The sequence below is a fragment of the Microbulbifer sp. TB1203 genome (assembly GCF_030997045.1).
Lineage (GTDB): Bacteria > Pseudomonadota > Gammaproteobacteria > Pseudomonadales > Cellvibrionaceae > Microbulbifer.
Genome location: NZ_CP116899.1, coordinates 758331 through 780286, shown reverse-complemented (window position 1 = coordinate 780286; position 21956 = coordinate 758331). Strand labels below are relative to the sequence as shown.

20 protein-coding genes are annotated in these 21956 nt (G+C 59.9%); 13 read left to right on the top strand and 7 right to left on the bottom strand.

Features of this window, described 5'->3' with window-relative positions:
- Positions 1 to 90: 90 nt before the first annotated feature.
- From PP263_RS03345 to PP263_RS03290, 12 genes are all read left to right on the top strand, one after another.
- Complete coding sequence (locus tag PP263_RS03345) at positions 91 to 510, top strand: MAPEG family protein (protein ID WP_308366960.1); 420 nt, start codon at positions 91 to 93, stop codon at positions 508 to 510.
- Positions 511 to 1029 (top strand): PH domain-containing protein, encoded by a 519-nt coding sequence (locus tag PP263_RS03340; protein ID WP_308366959.1) that lies wholly within the window; start codon positions 511 to 513, stop codon positions 1027 to 1029.
- A complete protein-coding gene (locus tag PP263_RS03335) occupies positions 1026 to 1730 on the top strand; it encodes an alpha/beta hydrolase (RefSeq protein WP_308366958.1) in 705 nt (234 codons plus the stop codon). Before PP263_RS03340 ends, PP263_RS03335 begins: the two co-directional genes overlap by 4 nt.
- Positions 1727 to 2188 carry a GNAT family N-acetyltransferase gene (locus tag PP263_RS03330; RefSeq protein WP_308366957.1) on the top strand — a complete coding sequence of 154 codons (462 nt, stop codon included), beginning with the start codon at positions 1727 to 1729 and terminating at the stop codon, positions 2186 to 2188. Before PP263_RS03335 ends, PP263_RS03330 begins: the two co-directional genes overlap by 4 nt.
- 166 nt (positions 2189 to 2354) lie before the next feature.
- Positions 2355 to 4283, top strand: a complete 1929-nt coding sequence (locus tag PP263_RS03325; protein ID WP_308366956.1) for a TonB-dependent receptor domain-containing protein — start codon at positions 2355 to 2357, stop codon at positions 4281 to 4283.
- A 297-nt stretch (positions 4284 to 4580) separates the two neighbouring features.
- Positions 4581 to 8399: a cobaltochelatase subunit CobN gene (locus tag PP263_RS03320; RefSeq protein ID WP_308366955.1), complete on the top strand. Its 3819-nt coding sequence runs from the start codon at positions 4581 to 4583 to the stop codon at positions 8397 to 8399.
- A complete protein-coding gene (locus PP263_RS03315) occupies positions 8396 to 8872 on the top strand; it encodes a MotA/TolQ/ExbB proton channel family protein (RefSeq protein ID WP_308366954.1) in 477 nt (158 codons plus the stop codon). Before PP263_RS03320 ends, PP263_RS03315 begins: the two co-directional genes overlap by 4 nt.
- Positions 8869 to 9159 carry a DUF2149 domain-containing protein gene (locus tag PP263_RS03310; RefSeq protein ID WP_308366952.1) on the top strand — a complete coding sequence of 97 codons (291 nt, stop codon included), beginning with the start codon at positions 8869 to 8871 and terminating at the stop codon, positions 9157 to 9159. Before PP263_RS03315 ends, PP263_RS03310 begins: the two co-directional genes overlap by 4 nt.
- Before the next feature lie 52 nt (positions 9160 to 9211).
- A complete protein-coding gene (zigA, locus tag PP263_RS03305) occupies positions 9212 to 10426 on the top strand; it encodes a zinc metallochaperone GTPase ZigA (protein WP_308366951.1) in 1215 nt (404 codons plus the stop codon).
- Positions 10427 to 10692: 266 nt separating this feature from the next.
- Positions 10693 to 12423: a hypothetical protein gene (locus PP263_RS03300; protein WP_308366950.1), complete on the top strand. Its 1731-nt coding sequence runs from the start codon at positions 10693 to 10695 to the stop codon at positions 12421 to 12423.
- A gap of 63 nt (positions 12424 to 12486) precedes the next feature.
- Positions 12487 to 13383 (top strand): hypothetical protein, encoded by an 897-nt coding sequence (locus PP263_RS03295; RefSeq protein WP_308366949.1) that lies wholly within the window; start codon positions 12487 to 12489, stop codon positions 13381 to 13383.
- A complete protein-coding gene (locus PP263_RS03290) occupies positions 13367 to 14467 on the top strand; it encodes a hypothetical protein (protein WP_308366948.1) in 1101 nt (366 codons plus the stop codon). The genes PP263_RS03295 and PP263_RS03290 overlap by 17 nt, the downstream gene beginning before the upstream one ends.
- Positions 14468 to 14632: 165 nt before the next feature.
- Here the strand turns inward: PP263_RS03290 and gcvA are convergent, their stop codons facing one another.
- The gene (gene gcvA / locus PP263_RS03285; RefSeq protein ID WP_308366947.1) at positions 14633 to 15541 is read right to left on the bottom strand and encodes a transcriptional regulator GcvA; all 909 of its coding nucleotides are present in this window, start codon (positions 15539 to 15541) and stop codon (positions 14633 to 14635) included.
- 173 nt (positions 15542 to 15714) lie between these two features.
- Between gcvA and PP263_RS03280 the strand changes: the two genes are divergently transcribed.
- Complete coding sequence (locus tag PP263_RS03280; RefSeq protein WP_308366946.1) at positions 15715 to 16488, top strand: SDR family oxidoreductase; 774 nt, start codon at positions 15715 to 15717, stop codon at positions 16486 to 16488.
- Positions 16489 to 16646: 158 nt separating this feature from the next.
- Here PP263_RS03280 and PP263_RS03275 read toward each other — a convergent pair whose 3' ends face one another.
- The 6 genes from PP263_RS03275 to PP263_RS03250 all read right to left on the bottom strand — a co-directional run bounded on the left by PP263_RS03275 (position 16647) and on the right by PP263_RS03250 (position 21949).
- Entirely contained in the window at positions 16647 to 17942 is a 1296-nt protein-coding gene (locus PP263_RS03275; RefSeq protein ID WP_308366945.1) for a hypothetical protein, read from the bottom strand.
- On the bottom strand, positions 17878 to 18615 hold the full coding sequence (locus PP263_RS03270) for a hypothetical protein (RefSeq protein WP_308366944.1): 738 nt from the start codon (positions 18613 to 18615) through the stop codon (positions 17878 to 17880). Before PP263_RS03270 ends, PP263_RS03275 begins: the two co-directional genes overlap by 65 nt.
- Positions 18616 to 18635: 20 nt before the next feature.
- Entirely contained in the window at positions 18636 to 19358 is a 723-nt protein-coding gene (locus PP263_RS03265) for an anti-sigma factor domain-containing protein (protein ID WP_308366943.1), read from the bottom strand.
- Complete coding sequence (locus tag PP263_RS03260) at positions 19325 to 19906, bottom strand: sigma-70 family RNA polymerase sigma factor (protein WP_308366942.1); 582 nt, start codon at positions 19904 to 19906, stop codon at positions 19325 to 19327. The genes PP263_RS03265 and PP263_RS03260 overlap by 34 nt, the downstream gene beginning before the upstream one ends.
- A 133-nt stretch (positions 19907 to 20039) precedes the next feature.
- Complete coding sequence (locus PP263_RS03255; protein ID WP_308366941.1) at positions 20040 to 20375, bottom strand: multidrug efflux SMR transporter; 336 nt, start codon at positions 20373 to 20375, stop codon at positions 20040 to 20042.
- Positions 20376 to 20383: 8 nt separating this feature from the next.
- On the bottom strand, positions 20384 to 21949 hold the full coding sequence (locus PP263_RS03250) for an AbgT family transporter (protein ID WP_308366940.1): 1566 nt from the start codon (positions 21947 to 21949) through the stop codon (positions 20384 to 20386).
- Positions 21950 to 21956: the final 7 nt, after the last annotated feature.

Below are 21956 nucleotides of genomic sequence, written 5' to 3'. Positions count from 1 at the left end.
GATAGCCATCAGCTTGTTCCAAAGCCATCTCCTCCATCATAAAATTCAGCTTTGCAAAATATCCATGGAATAAATCCACAAGGAGATGGAATGCCCAGCCCTATCCTCGCCCCGGTCATTGCCCTGGTCGCCTGGTCCCTGGTGATATGGCTCTGGATGTACGTCACCCGCCTGCCCGCCATCGCAAAAGCCCAAATAAAACTGGACCCCGAGGCCCCCCGCGGCGAACAGATGAACACCCTACCCGCACGGGTTCGCTGGAAGGCGGACAACTACAACCACCTGATGGAGCAGCCCACCCTCTTCTATGCCGTCGCGCTGTCGCTGGCGTTGATGGACGAAGGCAGCGGGGCCAACCTGGTTCTGGCCTGGAGCTACGTCGGCCTGCGCGTAATACACAGCCTGGTGCAGGTACTGGTGAACAATATCGAAGTACGTTTTGCGATTTTCATGCTGTCCACCCTGATGCTGTTCGGACTCACCTTCAACGCAATCCGGAACTTCTACTAGATGAATAATGGAATATTCGAAGCCCCCTGGAGCCGCCAGCTCAAATGGATAACCGCGCTGTCCTCGGCGCTGTTGCTGGGTATTCCATTGGTGATTCTCGCCAGAACACCGCAAGCCGAAATGGCCTGGCGGTCGGGCATGGTATTGCTGCCACTGGCTATACTGGCCGCCTGCGCCTTCTTTGCCATTCGCGGGTACGTTATCGACAGCAATGCACTACTGATCTGCCGTCCCGGCTGGAAAACACGGATTTCCCTGCAGGGCCTGCAAGAAGTGGGCGCGGACCCGAAGGCCATGGATGGCTCCATCCGGGTTTTCGGCAATGGCGGCCTCTTCTGTTTTGCCGGGCTCTATCGCAATTCCAGGCTGGGCCGCTACCGGGCTTTCGCCACTGACCAGGCGAGGGCCGTGGTGCTAAAATTTCCCGGGCGTACACTCGTAGTCACGCCGGACGACCCGCAAAAATTTGTCGCCGCACTGGAAAACAATAAAAAAACTGACAGAGAAACCGAAAGATGAAAAATATTTTTCTGGCCCTACTATTATCCCTTCTATCCCTGCCCCTCGCCGCCAATGCCCAGACTTCCTGCGTGATTTTGTTGCACGGCCTGGGAAAATCCAGCGGCTCCATGGAAAAAATGGAAAAAGCCATCGCAGCGGTGGGCTTTACCACCGTGAATGTGAGCTACCCCTCCACCGATCACCCGATCGAGGAACTGGCCGGCCCGGCGATAGCGCCGGCGCTGGACCAGTGCCGGGACCACGACCAGGTAAATTTCGTCACCCATTCCCTGGGCGGCATCCTGGTGCGGCAATACCTGAGCCAGGTGCAGATCGAAAACCTGAACCGGGTAGTGATGCTGGGCCCACCCAATAAGGGCAGCGAGGTGGTGGACAATCTGGGCAATTTCCCCGGCTTCCACTTTATCCTCGGCGATGCCGGCCTGCAGCTGGGCACCGGCGCCTTCAGTGTGCCCAACAAACTCGGCGCCGCGGAGTTCGATGTGGGCATTATCGCCGGCACCCGCAGTATCAATTTGATCCTCTCGCAAATGGTTCCCGATATCGATGACGGCAAGGTCTCGGTGGAGAGCACCAAACTCGAAGGCATGAACGACCACCTGGAAATGCCGGTGACCCACGTATTCATGATGAAAAACAAAAAAGTGATCGCCCAGGTCATCCACTACCTGAAAAACGGAGAATTCAGTCGACAATGATTCACTGGCAGTGGCGGTCTTTTGAGCAGCTTTCCCTCCAACAGCTCTACCAGATCCTCAGGGCGCGGCAGGAAGTCTTTACCGTGGAACAGGATTGTGCCTATCAGGACGCGGACTGTCTCGACCAGTATTCCTGGCACCTGATGGGCTGGTGTTCAGCTCCGCAGGGACAGGAGCTGGCCGCCTACCTGCGGGTGGTCTTCCCCGAAAAAAAATACCCCGAACCCTCGATCGGCCGGGTGCTCACCCGGGCTTCCCACCGGGGGACCGGCCTGGGCAGGGAATTGATGCGGCGGGCAATCGAATGTACCGGGCGGGAGTATCCCGACAGGCCGATTCGCATCTCCGCACAGCAGCACCTGCAGCGCTTCTATAGCGAGTTTGGATTTGAAAAGGTTTCCGAGCCCTACGAGGAGGACGGGATTCCACATATTGAAATGTTGAGAAAGCCCCTTTAGCTTCCGCCACCATTTGTCTGATCCTCCACCCCACCCACCCCACTGAGCACCTCCAACCTGTGGATTGACCCCGCCTCGCGCAGCGAGGCTGTTTGATTCGCATATTGATACGCCATATTGATACGTTATATCATCTCTTTTTTAGCCCAGGCCCGGAGCGGAGTCTATGAACGACAGTCAAAAACAGGTGTTGCTGGCAGGCATACTGGCCACCCTCCATGCGGCACCGCCGGCATCGGCCAGCGTCCAGGACACCTCCAATCGCATGGAAAATGTGGTGGTTACCGCTACCCGAACGGAGATTCAGACAAAGAACGCCCCCACCGGCTACTCCGAGGTAAGCCGGAGCGACATCGAGCGCAAAATGGCGAACACCCTCGCGGAAATGATCCAGGACGTACCGGGTATCGCGCTGGACAATGAAATGGACGGCCGCAGCCAGATTCGCATCCGCGGCTTTGAGCCCTCCCAGACCCTGATTCTGATCAACGGCCGCCGGATCAACAACACGGACGTTTTGCAGGGTCACAGTGATTTCCGCATGACACAGATTCCCACAGCGGCCATCGAACGGGTGGAGGTCGTTCGCGGCCCCACTTCCTCTCTCTACGGCGCCGACGCGCTGGGCGGAGTGGTCAATGCGATATTGCGCCCGCTCTCGGAGACCTGGACCGGACGGGTCCAGGGCCGCACCGGGCTGGTGGATAACCGCAATGGGGCCAGGGAACAGGGCCTGTCGCTTTATAGCGCCGGTCCCCTGACCGGAAATGTCGGCGCCCTGGTGAGCGTCGACGCAACAGACCGGGATGGCGTGCCCAACCCGGGCCGTGCCGGGGTCGACGAAATCGAGGGGCGGGAGTCCCTCAACACCCTCGGCAGCCTGTTTTATCATCCGGCGGAGGGCCATGAACTGGAGCTGTTTTTTACCGGCAGCGACGACCAGCGACGCGCGCGGCAGGGAGTCCGCGCCACCCGGGCAGTGGATATTTTTCGCTACAGCACCGGAATCCGTTACGACTATACCGGCGATCACTGGCGCAGCCGGCTCGACGTCTACCGCTCGCACAGTAAAAGCGAGTCCATCCACCTGAACAGAGATGAAAGGCACACGGACGATATCGTCGACCTGAGCGGTTCGTGGCAATGGGCGGACGGCCAGACCTTCACCCTGGGCGCCGATTACCGCGAGGAGCATTTCTGGCGTGAAACCAACGACGTGCGGGAGCACGACGATACCGTCGAACACCGGGGCATCCTGGTGCAGAATCGCAGCACCGCGCTCGACGAAAGGTTGATATTCACCCTCGGCAGCCGTTTCGACGACCACACCCAGTACTCCGGGGAAATCAGTCCGCGGGCAGGTGTGGTGTACGCCGTTACTGACAACACCCGACTCAAAGCGGATTACGGACGTGGCTTTTCCGCCCCCGATCTGCGCCGCTCCGCGGCGGACTACGATTTCACCTTCACCACCATTCCGCTGCGTATCCTCGGCAACCCCGACCTGGAACCGGAGCGCAGCGAAAGTTTCAGCGTCTCCCTCGAGCACGAAACCGAGCAGACCCAGGCATCCATTACCCTGTTCCACAATGACATCACCGACCTGATCGATCTGCACTGCATTGAAAATTGCCCACCCGGCAATCCGCCGGCGGGTGAAAACGAGGTGCGTATCTACACCAATGTGGATGCCGCGACCACTCGCGGAGTGGAGCTGGCTTACAGGCAACAGCTCACTCCCGCAGCCAGCCTCCACGCTAACTACACCTACCTGGATACCGAGAACGAGCAGACCGGTGAAGCGCTTGAAAAACGGCCGCGCGAACGCCTGAATCTATCGGTGATCGTTTCACCCTGGCAGGACGGCGAGTTGAATTTACGCAGCGAATATACCGGCGCGCAACTGCGCGGCAGCGAGTGGACCCGGGACTATACCCTGTTCCATCTGGGGCTGAGCCAACAGGTCACCCAGAGTCTGCGAGCCCGGACAGGAATTGACAACATCACCGGCCAGCGCCTGGCTGACATCGACGAAAATTACACCAACGAAATTCGCGGTCGCTACTATTACCTGGCCGTGGACTGGGAGTTTTAAGCGATGATCGCAATAACTCCCCTCCGGCTGCTGGTCCTTGTGCTCAGCCTGGGCATCGCTTCTCTTGCCTGGGCAGATGGCGAGACAACTACAGATCACGATAGTATTAAGTCAACGAATGACCGTGAAGCGAAGGCCCTGATGCCGATGGCTTTTTGCGGGACTGTCTGCGAGAGGGACCTCGCGGACAAGCCTCCAGGGATGGATTTAGGGGGGGCGCCTAGCCCGTGCCCGCAAAAAGCCATCGGTAGCAGGGCCGCCCAGCCCCCTAGCCAAGCGCCATTCGCTACAGACCTGATGCTGCTGGCCAATGAAACCGTGACGCCCGGCATGCTCGCCACGTTGCGGCAGCTCGGCGCGACACAAAGGGTCGCGGTATCGACCGCCCATGTCGACGATCTCCGGGACATGCCCACCAAAGCCAGACTGGCAGTAATTTTTGCTCCCAGCCACGACTTGGCGCCCAGTGAGCGGCTGACGGCACTGCGCAGGGAACTGGAAGCCGGCAACACACCTCTGGTCGTGATACACCGCGACCAGTTGGAAACAGAGCGCATACCGGTCGAAAAGGCGCGCCCGATCGCCAGCTATCTGTCGGAGGGCGGCAAGGCCAATATGGAAGCCCTGTTCCAGTACCTGACCGGCCCGCTATGGGGCCGGCACGACAAGCCGGCTCCCGATCCCATCCACTATCCCGAGCAGGGCTTTTACCACCCGGATTACGAAGGCCTGGTATTTACCGACGTCGCGGCCTACCGGGAGTGGTACGGCGATTTCAGTGAACGCCCGGTAATCGGTATTGCGATCCACGAAAATTATCTGCGCGATACGATGACCGCCTGGATCGACACCGCCATCGCCAGCGTGGAGGCGGCGGGCGCAGTTCCCCTGCCCTTTTTCATGCCGGTGCGGGGCGAGGGGCGCATGACGGCCATGCTGGCGCCCGATGGCCAACCGCTAGTGGATGCGCTTTTATTTTTTCGCGTTTCGCTTAATCCGGAAGGCCGGGCCGGGGATTTTGCCAGCCTCGGCGTACCGGTTTTACAGGGGTTGATTTACCGGGACGGCGACGAAAACGACTGGCGCCGGGACCAGGTGGGTTTTCCCCGCGGCAGCACCCCTTTCTATTTCACCATGGCGGAAATGGCCGGCGTCACCGATGCCACCGTGGTGGCCGCCGAGCGCCGCAGCGACCGGCAAATCGTCGCCGTGCAGCCGGAGCTGGATATCCTGGTGCGGCGGGCGCTCAACACAATTGCGCTGCAGCGTCTGCCCAATCGGGATAAGCGGCTGGGGATCTACATTTACAACTACCCCCAGGGCGACAGCAATTTTTCCGCTTCCAACCTGAACGTGCCCGCCAGCCTGCTCGCCACTTTCGAGGATTTGGCCCGGGCCGGCTACCAACTGGAGACGCCCTCGCTGGACAGCATCACCGAAGCGGGCAAACGATTGGTCAGCGCCTATTACCTCGACGCGGATCGCGATGCACTGCTGGCGGACGACCTGGCAACACTGTTTCCCCTGGCCGACTATAAAGCCTGGCTCGCCACCCGGGGAGAAACTTTTCGCCAGCAGATTGATGCCGAATGGGACGTCCCGGAGCGGGCGCCCACGCTGGTGGAGCGGGACGGCAAACAGTACTTCGTCATCCCCCGCCTCAAGCTGGGCAATATCGCGCTGCTGCCGCAGCCGTCGCGGGCGCTGAAGGATGATCCCGAGCGGCAGGATGCCTATCACGATACCGATCTCCCCTTCAGCCACGACTACCTGGCCAGCTACGCCTGGCTACACCGGGCCCATCAGGCCCATGCACTGATTCATTTCGGCACCCACGGTTCGGCGGAATTCGGACCGGGCAAGGCGCGCGGCCTGGCCCACGACGACGCCCCTCACGCGGTACTGGGCGAACTGCCCCACATCTACCCCTACATCGTCGACAACCTGGCCGAATCCACCCTGGCGAAACGGCGCATGCGGGCCACAATCATCTCCCACCAGACACCGCCCTTCGCCCCCGCAGCCCTCTACCACGAGTTGGTGGACCTTCACAACCTGGCCCACCACTGGATGTCCATGGACGACGGCGCCGCCCGGGAAAACGTCCGCGAGCAGATCGTCGCCTTGAGCGAATCCCTGTCCATTCATGCAGACCTGGGCTTCGCACAGGTACCGGAGGATTTCACCGAGTACCTGCACGCCCTGCACCGCTACATCCACGCCATGGCCCAGCAGAGTGAACCCATTGGCTTACACACACTGGGCCGGGCCGGAAAAGATGAGCACCTGCTGTCCACCACCATGCAAATGCTCGGGGACGAGTTCTACCATCTCACCACCGGCAGGCCGGCGGAAATCTTTGTCGGCGATTTTGCCACGGCGGTGACGGAATCCGAGCCCTACAAATTACTGCAGCGCCATTTGCTGGAGGATGCACCGACAGACTCGCTTCCCGCCCCATTGCGTAAACAACTGGAAACCGGTCGGGGGTATTTACGGGCGCTGCAAGACCAGCGGGAGACCCGCGCAATAATTCGTGCGCTGGATGGTAAATACATCCCGCCCTCCGTGGGCGGCGACCCCCTCCGCAACCCGGATTCCCTGCCCACAGGGCGAAACCTCTACGGCTTCGACCCGTCCCGGGTGCCCACCCGCGCCGCTTATAAAGCCGGCAAAGAGTTACTGCAGACCCTGATCGACCAGCACGTCGCCGATCACGGGCGCCCGCCCCGCCGACTGGCGTTCACCCTTTGGGCCATGGAAGTGATGCGCCACCACGGTGTTATCGAAGGCCAGGTGCTGGCGGCACTGGGGGTCGAGCCCGTATGGAACGAACGGGGACGACTGGAAGGCGTCGAGCTGATTCCGCGGAAGCAACTGGGTCGGCCCCGCATCGATGTCGTGCTCCAGGCCAGCGGTCTCTATCGGGACGCTTTTGCAAATACTCTCGGGCTGCTGGCGCAAGCGGCCAGCCTGGCCGCCGCGCAGGAGGAGGCGGACAACCCGGTGCGCGCACTGACCCTGGAGCTTGAAACGCAACTGCAGGAGGCCGGCGTGTCGGCGGACGCGGTGCGTCGGCTGAGTCGCACCCGCGCCTTCTCCGCCGCCCCCGGTCAATACGGTATCGGCCTGGACGACGCCGTGGCCGATGTGGATGCCTGGGCCGATGGCGAACAGCTCGATGAGGAACGACTGGGGCGTATCTTCCTCGACCGCCTCCAGCACGCCTACGGCCCCGACCCGGATCACTGGGGCGAGACCCTGCCGGGCATCAATCTGTTCGAGCGCCAGTTGGCCGGGGTCGAAGCCACGGTTTTCGCCCGCAGCTCCAACCTCTATGGGCTGCTGTCCTCAGACGATCCGTTTCAATACCTGGGCGGCCTCTCTCTGGGCGTTGAGGTCGCGGGAGGGCAAAGGCCCGAACTGTATATCGGCAATCTTCGCGATCCAAGGCAGGGGCTGCTGGAGCGGGCCGACCAATTCCTCAGCCGGGAAATCCGCACCCGCTACCATCATCCCCGCTGGCTGCAAAGCATGGTGAACGAAGGTTATTCCGGCACCACAGTGCTCCAGGACAGTATCGAGAATCTGTGGGGCTGGCAGGCCCTGGCCCCGGAGATGGTGCGGGACGACCAGTGGCAGCGCTTTTTCGAGGTCTACGCACAAGACGCCTACGAATTGGGCCTGGAGAAATGGTTCGAAGCGCAAAACCCCCAGGCGCTGACCCGGATCATGGAGCGCATGCTCGACGCCATTCGCACCGGCCACTGGCAGGCGGACGAGGCCACTCGCAAAGCCCTGCTGGAGCAATACCGGCAGTGGGCGGAACAACACGGCGAAGGCGATCCGAGCAGCGGGCGCCAGCAGTTTGTCGCGGAGGCGCTGGCCGGCTTCGGCCTCACCGGCGAAGCGCCTGCCGATGCCGCGGGCACATCGGCGCCGCAGCCCATCCGCGGACAGATCATGACACCCAGTGCGCAACCATCCGGTGGAACCGATTGGCAACAGTTCGGCTTTATTGCCCTGCTCGCCCTGCTGTTCCTGTCCGGCGCCTGGCGACAGCACCGCCGCACCCACGCAGTGTCCACGCATTCTGATATTGGAGAACCCGCATGACCGCACTGGAAATCACCATGTACGAACTGGGCCGGCTGTTCCTGATGCCCATTCTGCTCATCATTCTCGGTCTCTTCGGTTACGCCTTTTACAGCCTTGGGGCCTTTGCCCTGGAGGCATTGCAGCGCCGCCGGCAAAAAGCGCCCTGCCCGCTGCGGCGGCATCACCGGCAAAGAAAAGACGCCGACAGCGAAGAACTGGAGTTGGTCATTCTCCGTTACCTGGAACCCCTGCGCATCGTCTCACGCACCGCCCCCATGCTGGGACTGGTGGCCACGATGATTCCCCTCGGGCCCGCCCTGCTGGCCCTGGGTGACGGTGACCTGACCAGTGTCGGCGAACAATTGGTGGTGGCCTTTGCCGCGGTCATCCTGGCCCTGATCACCGCCTCCATAACCTACTGGGTCCTGACCGTGCGCCGCCGCTGGCTGTTGGGATCGCTGAAACAACTGGAACAGGAGATGAGCCAATGAGGCGTTTCCTGGATAGCGAAGATTACGACGATCCCATGTTGTCGGTGGTCAACGTTATCGACGTGTTCCTGGTGATCGTCGTCATGTTGTTGATCGTAGTGGCGCGCAGCAGCGTCGCCGCCCTGGAAAAATCCAGCGTGGAAAACAGCGGGCAAATCGTGCCGAAAGATATTGAAACCCTGGAACGCTACGAAACCAACGGCGATATGGGCGAAGGTACCGGCGTAAAGGCGGGCACCACCTACCGGCTGGAGGACGGCACCATGGTGTTTGTCCCGGACGAATAGTTCCGGTACTGCTCATAAATCAAAACAAAAATCGAAGAAAAGGAAAGGTATTTTGGCAAACGCTGAACAACACAAGCTGCCGGTTACCGTATTGTCCGGCTTTCTCGGCGCCGGCAAAACCACGGTGCTGAGCCATATCCTCAATAACCGTGACGGGCGCCGGGTAGCGGTGATCGTCAATGATATGAGCGAGATCAATATAGACGCCGCCGCGGTGCAGAATGACATACAGCTCAATCGCAGTGAGGAAAAACTGGTGGAGATGAGCAACGGTTGTATCTGCTGCACCCTGCGGGAAGACCTGTTGATGGAGGTGCGCCGCCTGGCCGGCGAGGGCCGCTTCGATTATCTGCTGATCGAATCCACCGGTATTTCAGAACCCCTGCCGGTGGCAGAAACCTTCACCTTCGCCGATGAAGACGGCACCAGCCTGTCGGATATCGCCACCCTGGACACCATGGTCACGGTGGTGGACGCGGTGAATTTCCTCCGGGATTACGACGAAGCCAAATACCTGCAGGACACCGGCGAACACCTGGGGGAGGAAGACGAACGCAGTGTCGCCGACCTGCTGGTGGACCAGGTCGAATTCGCCGATGTTATTCTGGTCAGCAAGACCGACCTGGTGGACGAGCCGACCCTGCAGAGGCTGATAGCCGTACTGAAAATCCTCAATACCGAGGCGGATATAGTCCCCATCCGAAACGGCCAGGTGGACATCAGCCAGGTGCTAGGCACCGGCAAGTTCAGTTTCGAGCGCGCCCAACAGGCTCCGGGCTGGCTCAAGGAGATGCGCGGCGAGCACATACCGGAAACCGAGGAATACGGCATCGCCAGCTTTACCTACACCGCACGTCGCCCTTTCCACCCGCAAAAGTTCTACGACTTTCTCCACGGCGACAACTTCCACGGCAAGCTGATCCGCTCCAAGGGCTATTTCTGGCTAGCCAGCCGGCCGGATTTTGCCGGGCATTGGAGCCAGGCCGGCGGCATCGCCCATTATGGCTTTGCCGGGATGTTCTGGAAGGCCGTGCCCCGGGACCGCTGGCCCGAGGACGAAGAATATCTCTCGTCGATTCAAGAAAACTGGCGGGAACCCTTCGGCGATATGCGCCAGGAGCTGGTCTTTATCGGCCAGGGTCTCGAGCGGGAACAGTTCGTCCAGGCACTGGACGACTGTTTGCTGAATGACGGCGAACTACTGGCCGGACGCGAGCACTGGCAAACCCTGCCGGACCCCTTCCCCGCCTGGGGGGAAGAGGCATGACCCAATGGCACTAAGTTAAGGATCGGCGGCGCGACTTTTGTAGGATGGGCAAAGCGTAGCGTGCCCATCAGGCCCAGAAGATGGGCACGCTACGCTTTGCCCATCCTACGAGGAGAGCCGGGTGCGAGACTCCAGTTGGTCCCAAGAAGGCACCGGCCGTGCGCGATCATCCGATATCCGCCTGTGTACACCAACAATCCACTGCAACTTTTTTAAAGGCTGTGTCGTATCCCCTGGTTGAGTTCAACAATAAAACCGGGGCTGCCATGAAACATTCCACTATTTTCAACATCCTGACTCTGGCTGCCGTGCTGGCGCTTTCGGCATGTGGGGGCGGTGGCGGAGGCGGGAGCAATGACGACACGCCGACACCGACGCCGACACCAACACCGACGCCCACGCCCGATCCGACCGATCCCGATCCGACCGATCCCGATCCGACCGATCCCGATCCGACCGAGCCCGATCCGGCCGAGCCCGTGTCGGCCACCTTTGAAAAATCACTGACTACCATGGGGTCAACCTTCAGTGTCGATGGGATGGTGACGCTACTGCGCAACGACGCGGACGAACTTTCACTGGAAAATCTCGATATGAGTGGGTTTACCCTCTACACGTTCGACGACGATCCGCTCGATAGCTCAGTGTGCACCTCTGAAACCTGCATCGATAACTGGCCCCCGCTGATCGCCACCGACAGCGATACGGCGACAGCGCCGCTGTCGATCATTACCCGCGACGACGGCAATCGCCAATGGGCACTGCGTGGCAAGCCGCTGTACTTTTTCGCCGGAGACAGCGCTGCGGGTGAAGTCAACGGCGAAGGGGTTGGCGGCGTCTGGGATACCGCCCTGGCCGAACCAATCGCACAGGTGAATGACGCAAGCAAGGGGGTGTATTTCGCGGCCTCCGGACGAATCGGAGTCAGCGACATGGACAGTGACACGGTATTCAGTGCCGTCCAGGAGGACCGTCTCGGCTTTGCCCTGTACACCTTCGACGTCGATGCACCCGGTGTCTCCAACTGCAATGATTCCTGCCTGGACCGCTGGCCGGCACTGCTCGCCGAAGAGGGCGATGTCGCCGCGGCACCCTACAGCCTGATTGAACGGAAACTTGGCAGCGACGGCGAGACCACGCTGCAATGGGCCTACCAGGGAATGCCGCTCTATTTCTACTTCGAAGATACCATCCCCGGCTCTACCCTCGGCGATGGGGTGGGTGGTGTCTGGCACCTGGCGCGGCCACAGAATACGCAGGTTGTCGATTCCCAACTCGGGTCGACCCTGGCGGTCAGCGGTCTCGCGATGAGCACCGACGACGATGCGGTCGATCCGGCACCGGTCCCGCTGCACGGTTTCTCCCTGTACACCTTTGATCCGGACAACAGCGGTGTCAGCAACTGCTCCGGTGACTGCCTGGCTGCCTGGCCGGCCCTGATCGCCTACCCGGGAGCCGTGGCAAACCCGCCTTTCTCCCTGGTTGAACGCAGCCCCGGTGTTATGCAGTGGGCTGTCAACGGCGAGCCGCTGTACACCTATGTCGGCGACGTGGAGCCCGGCGATGTGACCGGCGACGGCGTGGGCGATGTCTGGCACCTGGCACGCTTTGCTCCAGTCGCCGTGGCCACGGTAACACTTAACGGCGAAGAGATTCCGGCACTGACCGCACATGGCGACCTTATCGATGAGAGCGGTATGCCAAGCGATACGTACCAGGACTACACGCTCTACACCTTTGACAATGATACCGATGGTGTCTCCACCTGTTTCGGCACCTGCGCCGACATCTGGCCACCACTGTTCGCAACCGCCGATGCCCAGGACTTCGGCGATTTTACCGTAACCCGCCGCAACGATCCCAGCACCACCAGCGACGACGACAGCGAAGTTTACCAGTGGGCCTACAAGGGCGAGCCCCTGTACTTCTACGTGTCCGACAGCGGCCCGCGGGATACCGCCGGCGAATACGGCGCCTGGCACGTCGCGGTTCCCTGACGAAGCATAAGGCCGGGCTTTGCCCGGCCCCTTTATCGATTTCCGCGCTTTGAGGAATTCACAATGAATGTAAAACCCCTCTATCTCCTGCTGCTGGTGCTGGCGTTGGCAGCCTGTGATGCGGGTTCCGGGGAAGGCCTGGACGAAAACGGCATTCCTCTGGAATCGAGCAACGAGGAGGAAACTCCCAATGAAGAGAACCCTCCAGTTGAAGAACCTCCGCCCGCTGAGGAGCCTCCGGTTGAGGAGCCCCCGGCTGAGGAACCCGCCGACGGCGTCACGCTGGCCGAGTTGCAAACCGATATCTTCGGTCCTATTTGTGCCCAGTGTCATGTCGGCAGTGGCGCGCCCCAGGGGCTGCGTCTCGACAGTGAAGAGAACAGCTATAACTTTCTCGTCGATCAACCTTCCAGTGAAGACTCCAGCCTGTTGCGGGTCGATCCAGGCAATCCCGATAACAGCTACCTGGTGCACAAAATTGAGGGCCGCTCCTCGATTATCGGCAGTCGTATGCCGCTGGGCCAGGACCCGCTTTCCGACGCCGACATCCAGCGTATTCGCGACTGGATCGCCAACGGCGCGCCGCGCACCGGCACTGGTGACGCAAGTACCACAGTCACCGCATCTGCATTCGAATCCGGCGAAACCAAGGCAGTTTTCGGCATGCACTTCAGCCGCGCCCTCGATCCCGCGAGCCTGAGTAAAAACGCTGTGCTAGTGCAGTTCGTTTTCGAGGATTTCACCCTGGTCGCCAACACGGATGACTATGACCTGCACCTCGTTGCCGGCCAGGATCTAATCCTGGAAATGAACACCGAACCTTATGCGTCGGCCAAAGCTATCGACATTCGCTTTAACAGCCCACTCACCAGCACCGTTCTCGACTTTCGTGGACGTGTTCTGGACGGTGACGCCAATGATATTGACGGGGGGGAGCAGCACCATGTCCTGGACCTTTAAAAAGACCGCAACCGCGTTTGCAGCGCTGTTGTTCGCAATACCATTGACGCCGGCGCAAGCGGAGCCTTATCTCGCCTTCAAGACCGGCAACAAGTGTTCCGCCTGTCATGTCAACCCCATCGGCGGCGGTGCACGCAACACCTTCGGCAACTATTACGGCACTCATGTGCTGCCGGCACTTCCCGGCGACACACTGGGTTTCGATTCCGGCAGCCTTACTGAGAGCGTCCGCGTCGGCGCCAATCTGCGCGCGAACTTCCAACGTCACGAGGAGGACAATGCCGATGCAACGCAGGGATTTGAAACCCAAAGTGCCCAGGTGTATTTGCACTTTCAACCCAAGGGCTCCCGGTTTTCATTTTACCTCGATGAGCAGATCGCACCGGGAGCGGCGTTAAATCGCGAAGCGTTTGTCATGGCGAAATTATCCGGCAACCACTACCTCAAAGCCGGAAAAATCATGCTGCCCTATGGCATCCGCCTTGAGGATGACAGCGCCTTTATTCGCGAGGCGACCCAAATTACCTTCGACAACAGCGACAATGGCGTCGAGCTGGGACTGGATTTTGACAAGGCACTGTTTAACGTTGTGCTGAGCAACGGCACTGGTGCCACAAACAACGACGACGACAGGTTTCAATATGTCGTACGCGGTGAATATGTCGAAAGAAACTGGCGTATCGGTGGCAGCGCACTGGTCAACGAGTCCACTTCCGGGACGCGCAGGATATGGGGCGTTTTCGCCGGGGCCCATCTTTACGGCTTTACCGTGCTCGCCGAGGTGGACCAGATCAAGGACGAATCGTTAATCAATGCATTTGGCGGCGACACAGAACAAATTGTGACACTGTTTGAGGTTAACCGGGAACTGGGCAAAGGTATGAACCTGAAGGTCACGCACGAGACTTTTGATCCGGAGAGCAACACCGACAACAACGAGCGAGCGCGCAGTTCCGTCCTGCTCGAGTATACGCCCTTCGCGAACGTCCAGCTGCGCGGCGGCATTCGTAATGGCGATGATATACCACAGAGAGACCAGGGGAACTTCAAGGATCTGTTCGTGCAGGCGCACCTGTATTTCTGACGATAGGGACAACCACTTCTCCCTGTAGGAGCGGCCGCTGGCCGCGATCAGCTTCCCCTACGAAGCAAGGCCGATCGCGGCCAACGGCCGTTCCTACAGGGAAATATCGGCGACCGCCACCAGCCACCCGCTCGCCACGTTGTGAAATAACTTCTAAAGACCTGTTTACGCCGCCTCCTTGAGTAACCAATCCCGGAAGGCCACCAGCTTCGGCAAGCTGGAACACTCGGCGCGGTACACGACGTAATAGGCCAGGGGCGAAGCGAAGGTTATTTCCGGGAACGGCCGAACCAGGCGCCCGGTTGCCAGGTCGTCGTGCGCCATGACGCTGCGAGCGAGCGCGACACCCTGCCCCTCAATCGCCGCCTGCAGGACGGCCGCGGAATTGTTGATTTTCATACCACGCGCGGTGGCGACACCCGTCACGCCCGCTTTTTCCAGCCACGCGTCCCAGGTGGGAAAGCCCGCGTGGCCGTCCATCGACAGGTCGTGGATCAGGGTCTCCCGGGCCAGATCATTCGGCTTTTGCAAGCGCCGATACTCGCGTAGCAGTCTGGGCGAGCACACCGGGTAGACCTCCTCGTCCATCAGCTTCTCCGCCGTCAGTCCCGACCAGCTTCCCACGCCGTAGCGCACGCCGATATCGATCCCCCGGGCCAAGAAATCCACCGGCTTGAGGCTGGTGTCCAGGCGCACGTCCGTGTCGGGCCAGGCGACCTGGAAGCTGTCGAGGCGTGACAGCAGCCACTTGGCGGCAAAGGCCGGGCTGACCGTAACGGTGAGCACACCGCTGGCCGACCCCTCCTTAAGCCGTTCCAAACCCAGCGCCAACCTGTCGAAACCCGCACGGATGTCCGGCAACGCACGTTCAGCTGTCTCGGTGGGGAGGAGCCGAACCCGCCCGCTGGTAGCCCGGTGGAACAGGGGCGTGCCCAGCCATTCCTCCAATGTGCGCACGAGTTGGCCGACCGCGGCGGGGGTGACGTTGAGTTCGGCCGCCGCCGCGGAAAAGCTCTGATGACGGGCGCTGGCCTCGAACGCGCGCAGGGCGTTCAGATGGATGGGCGATTTCATAACGATAAAGTTTTTCTTTCAATGAGAGACACTTTATCTCGTTTGCCGGCCTTAGCAAATAAGCGAAGAATCCCGTTCAAGCCACCAGGCGGCTCCGGCGCCGGAAGCCCCGGACGCTGCCCGCTATAAATAGTTTTTCTTCCTATCCCAATAGAGAGTAGAGAGGTCTCACAATGAGCAATCAATTCAAAGGCAAGAAGCTGCTGGTCGTTGGCGGCACCAGCGGGATGGGCCTGCAGACGGCCCGGATGGTACTCGCCGAAGGCGGCAGCGCGGTGATTCTGGGCCATCGCCCGGAAAAGACCGAGGAGGCGCGCAGGGAACTGGCCGCCCTGGGCCAGGTTGCGGCGCTGACAGCGGACCTGACCAGTGAGGAAGGGCTGGCCGAGCTGCTCAAGACCATCGACGAGCAGCACCCGGACATCGACCTGCTGGTCAACGCGGCCGGTGTCTTCTTTCCCAAGCCCTTCCTGGAGCATCAGGACGCGGACTACGACCAGTACATGAAGCTGAACAAGGCGTTCTTCTTCATCACCCAGAAGATCGCCGCCAACCTGGTCGCCAGGGACCGCCCCGGTGCGATCGTGAACATCGGTTCCATGTGGGCCAAGCAGGCCATCGCGGCGACCCCGTCATCGGCCTACTCCATGGCCAAGGCAGGCCTCCATTCCCTGACCCAGCAGCTGGCCATGGAACTGGCACCCAAGCACATCCGCGTCAACGCGGTGTCACCGGCGGTGGTGCAGACCCCGATCTACGAGGGCTTTATCCCGAAGGCCGAAGTGAAAAGCGTCCTGGAAGGCTTCAACGACTTCCACCCGATCGGCCGCGTCGGCACCCCGCTGGATGTCGCCGAAGTGATCATATTCCTGCTGTTGGACAAAGCGAGCTGGGTCACAGGCGCTATCTGGAACGTGGACGGCGGCGTGATGGCCGGCCGCAACTGATTCTCACCGTCGGGCGTCACTGCGGCGCCCGACCAATAGCTGACTGCAGTTTCGATGCAGTGATCGATCGCAAACACTTAAACTCGATGAAGTGGGCGATTGGAGAAAAACTCCTTGCTGCAGATGAATTTGAGGCGCGGGCCCTTGCCAATTATGGGTCAATATTCAAAACTGTAATCCAGGTACAGACGCTGCTCATCGGGAAGGACAGCGCTCCGCGACGCAGATTGGTAATTGGCGTAGCGCAACTGGATGCGGTTCCGGCGGTCAATTTTAAGGATAAGATCGAGGTCGAATTCCCGCCCCCAGTCGACGTCATTGGTGACGCTCTCAAAAAAATGGTATCGCGCGTCGATTTTTAATGGGAATTTTCTCCAGCTCGCTTTTACCACACGATCAATCATTCCCTCGCTATCAATGGCGAAGGCTTTGTCGGCCCAGCCCTGGAAGTCGTGCGCTGATGCCAGCGGTGTGACAAACCCAACTCCCCCGCTGGCACCCAGACGTTCCTGCTCCAGCCCAACTTCAAGGGAGTGTAAAGCCAGCGCGAATTCAATACGCGAGTATGTATTTGTCGGCGCATCCTCGATCTGCATGCGCTTCTGCAGAGCACCCTCAATTTCCGAGCGCCACTTCAAACCGGCGATACGGCGCTCGAAGCTGTAGCGCAGACCGAGGCTGCGATTGGAGTCCGGCTCGGCATCACGATTGTCGATGTGATAGTAATAAATGCCCAGATCACTGAAATCCCACTCGTTGAAATGGGCGTTGATCAGGTGGCTGTTGTGCTCGTGATCCCCCCAAAAGCCACTCTCCTCCTGATCGCTGCCCCCGGGATAATAATCATCGTTCCGGGGCTGTCCGTCGGCATCGTCACCGAAAATCCGGTTGGCATTGGCGATGTAGGCATAAAACAGCCTGGACGCGCTGAGCAGCTCGTAACTGGCCGAGAGCGCATCGAAAGTCTGGTCGTTTTGCCAATAACCGTTGGAACCGATAAACCGCTGATTGTCCAGCGTAATACGTTGTCGCCCCAACAATATCTCCGTCTGGGAAAAAGTCAGAGCCAGTGCTGCCTGATTGATCTCCGTGCCAGGCGGATCGGGAATCAGGGGCTTATCGTTGAAACGAACACCATCGCTGTGCTCACCCTGCCAGCCGGTAGCAATGTGGTCGATCTCAGCCAGGGTGGAAAGTGTCTCGCTCCACTCGGATTTCAGCGCAAAACGCAGCAGCAGGGAAGTCGCGCGGCCGTCTGTATTTTCGTCATCGACAAAAGCGCCGCGCAGGCGGGATTCAAAATGCAGGTCGTGCTGTTGCGCCTCTGCGGGCCGGACAACAATCAAACTTAATCCGAGTGCGAGACTGAGCGATAGTGGACGTCGGAAGCTACCAGTCGTCGGCATTACCATCGTGCAAGAAGGTGACATGGCCCATTTTATCCATTTCTTCATAGAGCGGGTCCGGCATAGGGTTTTGCCGACAATCCATATACGTCATCGCCGGAAGAGAGTGGATATCGACGTGCTCGATCTGGTTGTCGAAGATATAAATCTTGTTTAGTTTTGGCAGGTTTTCATAGTGAAATACCTGCAGCTTGTTGTTATTGGCTTTCAACAATTTGAGTTGGGGCAGGTTTTTCAGAGACAGGGACTCCAGCTCGTTGCCGAACAAATACAGTGTTGCCAGGGAGGGCAGCTCGGCGAGCTCCAGCGATTGCAGTCGGTTGCGGGCCAGATTCAGCGTTTCAAGCTTCTCCAGGGGCGGCAGCTGGGCGTGAGCGATGTTATTTTTGTGCAGGGAAAGGCTTTTGAGGTTGGTAAATCCGGCCAGCCCCGCCAGGTCTTCGATTGCCTCGCCGTGGCAGCGAATGGCGGTCACCTGGTCGGCAGAGGTCCAGCCGTTTTTCTTCGCGAGCCGGGTGACACAGTCGGCGAAATGCGGATCCGCGAGACCGAACTCCTGAGCCCAGGCCATGGGAGCCAGAAAAACCATCAGTACGGCTAGCGGGAAACCGCGTGTTAAAATTCTTGTCATCACATTGGCCCGTTCAGCAACGGCTGCGCATGGTAGCACAGGGGAAGGCCGACAACTAAACGTGGACGGCAACATTGCGAACGCGTTCACTTTAGCCGCTACGAAATCCTTCAGGCGCGCTCATTGAGACGCACGCAGACCCCCTTGGCGAGCAGCTCATCACTGGGCTCGTCGATCGCGCTGCCCCCGTACTCTTCACGGGTCAGCATCAGGAAAGCGGAGTCGCGAATCAGGCGATAGCCAGCCTCGTCAAGCGACAACACCGACTGTTGCTTGTCGAATACCAGCAACGGGCGCACCTGCCCGTCGCGACGGGACGCCGCCCACAGTTGCACGCTATGATCCTGGAAATCAAATGTTTGCTCCCATTTCAGCCAGAGCTGCCTGCCATCGCTGGAGGTCAACGCGGTCAACAGGGGCTCGCCGTCATCAGCGAGCAGTACCGCGACATAATCGGCGTTTGGCAGTGCCGGTACCTGCTCGCGGTCGACGGCCCAGAATGCCACGCTGAATATCCACACGAATGACAGTGTCAGTGCGACGTACTTCCAAGGCCACTGCCATGTGCGAACGCTCTGCCGTCCTGGGTCATTCGCCCGATTGATGCGGGCCTGGATCCTTGTCCAGGTGGAGGACTTCGGAGCGCGGACCTGATTGTCATCCTGGATCGCCATAAGCTGCTCCTCCCAAAACCTGACTTCGCGCTGAAGCCAGGGATCTTCGCGCATGCGCGCTGCAAATGCCGCGCGCTCGTCGACGGGCAGGGTGCCGGATACATACTCGAAAGCGAGCCCCCGGTTCAATTCACCAGCTCGATCTTCGTTTCCAGACATTCTCTTAACCTCTCGGAGCCCCGGCGCAACCACGATTTCACCGTGTTGACCTTGGTATCCAGTGTCACTGCCAATTCCTCACGGGAATAACCGTAAAGATAGGCCAACTCGATGCATCGCCCGACTTTTACGTTAAGTTCGCGCAGGCACTCGTCAATCGCTCTTCGGTCCTGCCCCTGTTCAACCAACCCCTGCGGCGTATCGCCGGTGCTGGCGCTCTCGATACACTGCTCTTCATCGCCGGCATCGACGGGCCGGCGCCGGTGCTTCGCTTCCGCCTTGACCAGGTCCAATGCGCGGTAGCGCACGATACTGGTCATCCAGGTTAACGGCCTGGCCAGGTGCGGGCGGTAGGAGGCGGCGTTTTGCCATATCTGCACAAAGGCATCCTGCAGCACTTCGTTACTCAAGTCGTCGCTTCCGACTATGCGGTAGGCAATGCTGTTGAGAAAGCCGGCACAGCGGTCGTACAGATGTTGCAAGGCCTGCTGATCATTTATCGCACAACGCGCGATCAATGTCGCCAGTTCGTCGTCTTTCGCTTCCATCTAGGCGTCACGTTCCGGTTGAATTACACCTGAATCGGCGGTTTCGGCGTGGATTCAGGCTCCACGACATTACTGTACGCCGATGAGTCGCAAAAAGTTGCAGCTCCATCCGTTCCGGAAACGCTCTCATCCTTCAGCCCGGTACAGTCTCGGAAAAACCATGGATCACCACTACCCCGCTGACGATCATCGCCATCCCGATAATCGCCGGCAAATCCGGCACCTGCCGGTAAACGATGGCCCCGGCAACCGCCACCAGGAGGATGCCCACGCCCGCCCAGATGGCATAGGCGATGCCAACTGGCAGGGTGCGCAGCGCCAGGGACAGCATATAGAAGGCGGTGCCGTAGCCCAGCACCACAATCAGGGTGGGAATGGGCCTGGTGAACTGCTCCGAGGCCTTGAGCGCGGTGGTGGCGATGACTTCGGTAACGATCGCTATTGCGAGGTACAGGTAAGCTATTTTCATCGACGACCTCAGGGATAGGTGTAGCTGGCCTGCAACCCCAGCGGAATACCCAGCGACCAGTAGACCACCAGGAACAGCGACCAGCACACCAGGAATACTACTGAATAAGGCAGCATCATCGATACCAGGGTGCCGATCCCGGTGCCCTTCACGTAGCGCTGGCAATAGACCACCACCAGTGGGAAGTACGGCATCAGCGGGGTGATGATATTGGTGGAGGAGTCCCCCACCCGGTAGGCGGCCTGGGTGAGGTCCGGAGAAAAGCCGATCTGCATCAGCATAGGCACGAAGATAGGCGCCAGCAGCCCCCATTTGGCTGAGGCGGAACCGACGAACAGGTTGACGAAGCCCACCAACAGGATAATGCCGATCAGGGTCACCGGCCCCGGCAGATCCATCGCTGCAAGCGCATTGCCGCCCTTGACCGACAGCAGCGTCCCCAGGCCGGACTGCGCGAACTCGGCAATAAATAACGCGCAAAAAAACGCCATCACTATGTAGTAGGCCATGGAACTCATGGTCCGGGACATAGCGTCGATCACGTCCTTGGATTTTTTGAAGGTGCCGGCGGCATAGCCGAACACCACACCGGGCAGAATAAACAGCAGGAAAATCAGCGGCACAATGGAGCGCATCACCGGCGCACCGAAGGAGGCCAGCTGGCCCTGCGCATCCCGCAGTGCCGAGGTTCCCGGGATCAGCCAGGCCACCAGCCCGGCGATGCCTGCGACCATCACTGCCAGGGAGAGATAGAGCGCTTTTCTTTCGCGTCCGCCGAGGTCCCGGATCTCCGGCATTTCCTCGTCGTCGCCATCGATGGCGACTCCCTCCAGTCGCGGCTCGATGACCTTGTCGGTAAGCCACCAGCCCAGCAATACGATCACCACGGAGGAAGCGGAAGTAAAAAACCAGTTGTTCAGCGGGTTCAACTGCATCTGCGGATCGACGATCTGCGCCGCCGACTGGGTAAATCCCTGCAACAGCGGGTCGATGGCGGAGGGTACGAAGTTAGCGGAGAAACCGCCGGAGACACCGGCAAAAGCGGCGGCGATACCCGCCAGTGGATGCCGGCCGGCCGCATAGAAAATCACTCCGCCCAGGGGAATTACCAGCACATAACCGGCATCCACCGCGGTGTGGCTGACAATGGCCACCAGAATAAGCATCGGGGTGAGCAGCATTTGCGGCGTCACCGCCAGCAGTTTTTTCAGCACCGCGTTGATAAAGCCGCTCTGCTCCGCCACGCCTACGCCGAGCATCGCCACCAGCACCACGCCCAGCGGCGCAAAGCTGGTAAAGGTGGTGACCATGCCGGAGAGAAAACGGGCCATCTCGCTGCCGGAGAGCAGGTTGGTCACCCGGATGGATTCACCGGTTGCAGGGTGCAGCGCTTGGAAGTCGACACCGGAGAGCAGCCAGGAGAGAATCCAGACCACCACCATCAGGATCAGGAAGAGTACCGCCGGGTCCGGCAGTCGGTTGCCGACGACTTCGATAAAGTTGAGGGCGCGGTTGACCCAACCGTTCCCGCCGCCTCCGGGCTGATTGCCGGGGTCTGTCTGCGCTTCAGCCATCGGTAAA

Bases quoted from the DNA above. Each gene is read 5' to 3' on its own strand.
- PP263_RS03345 (WP_308366960.1), top strand. From the start codon at position 91: ATGCCCAGCCCTATCCTCGCCCCGGTCATTGCCCTGGTCGCCTGGTCC.
- PP263_RS03340 (WP_308366959.1), top strand. From the start codon at position 511: ATGAATAATGGAATATTCGAAGCCCCCTGGAGCCGCCAGCTCAAATGG.
- PP263_RS03335 (WP_308366958.1), top strand. From the start codon at position 1,026: ATGAAAAATATTTTTCTGGCCCTACTATTATCCCTTCTATCCCTGCCC.
- PP263_RS03330 (WP_308366957.1), top strand. From the start codon at position 1,727: ATGATTCACTGGCAGTGGCGGTCTTTTGAGCAGCTTTCCCTCCAACAG.
- PP263_RS03325 (WP_308366956.1), top strand. From the start codon at position 2,355: ATGAACGACAGTCAAAAACAGGTGTTGCTGGCAGGCATACTGGCCACC.
- PP263_RS03320 (WP_308366955.1), top strand. From the start codon at position 4,581: ATGCTGCTGGCCAATGAAACCGTGACGCCCGGCATGCTCGCCACGTTG.
- PP263_RS03315 (WP_308366954.1), top strand. From the start codon at position 8,396: ATGACCGCACTGGAAATCACCATGTACGAACTGGGCCGGCTGTTCCTG.
- PP263_RS03310 (WP_308366952.1), top strand. From the start codon at position 8,869: ATGAGGCGTTTCCTGGATAGCGAAGATTACGACGATCCCATGTTGTCG.
- PP263_RS03300 (WP_308366950.1), top strand. From the start codon at position 10,693: ATGAAACATTCCACTATTTTCAACATCCTGACTCTGGCTGCCGTGCTG.
- PP263_RS03295 (WP_308366949.1), top strand. From the start codon at position 12,487: ATGAATGTAAAACCCCTCTATCTCCTGCTGCTGGTGCTGGCGTTGGCA.
- PP263_RS03290 (WP_308366948.1), top strand. From the start codon at position 13,367: ATGTCCTGGACCTTTAAAAAGACCGCAACCGCGTTTGCAGCGCTGTTG.
- gcvA (WP_308366947.1), bottom strand. From the start codon at position 15,541: ATGAAATCGCCCATCCATCTGAACGCCCTGCGCGCGTTCGAGGCCAGC.
- PP263_RS03280 (WP_308366946.1), top strand. From the start codon at position 15,715: ATGAGCAATCAATTCAAAGGCAAGAAGCTGCTGGTCGTTGGCGGCACC.
- PP263_RS03275 (WP_308366945.1), bottom strand. From the start codon at position 17,942: ATGAAGAAATGGATAAAATGGGCCATGTCACCTTCTTGCACGATGGTA.
- PP263_RS03265 (WP_308366943.1), bottom strand. From the start codon at position 19,358: ATGTCTGGAAACGAAGATCGAGCTGGTGAATTGAACCGGGGGCTCGCT.
- PP263_RS03260 (WP_308366942.1), bottom strand. From the start codon at position 19,906: ATGGAAGCGAAAGACGACGAACTGGCGACATTGATCGCGCGTTGTGCG.
- PP263_RS03255 (WP_308366941.1), bottom strand. From the start codon at position 20,375: ATGAAAATAGCTTACCTGTACCTCGCAATAGCGATCGTTACCGAAGTC.
- PP263_RS03250 (WP_308366940.1), bottom strand. From the start codon at position 21,949: ATGGCTGAAGCGCAGACAGACCCCGGCAATCAGCCCGGAGGCGGCGGG.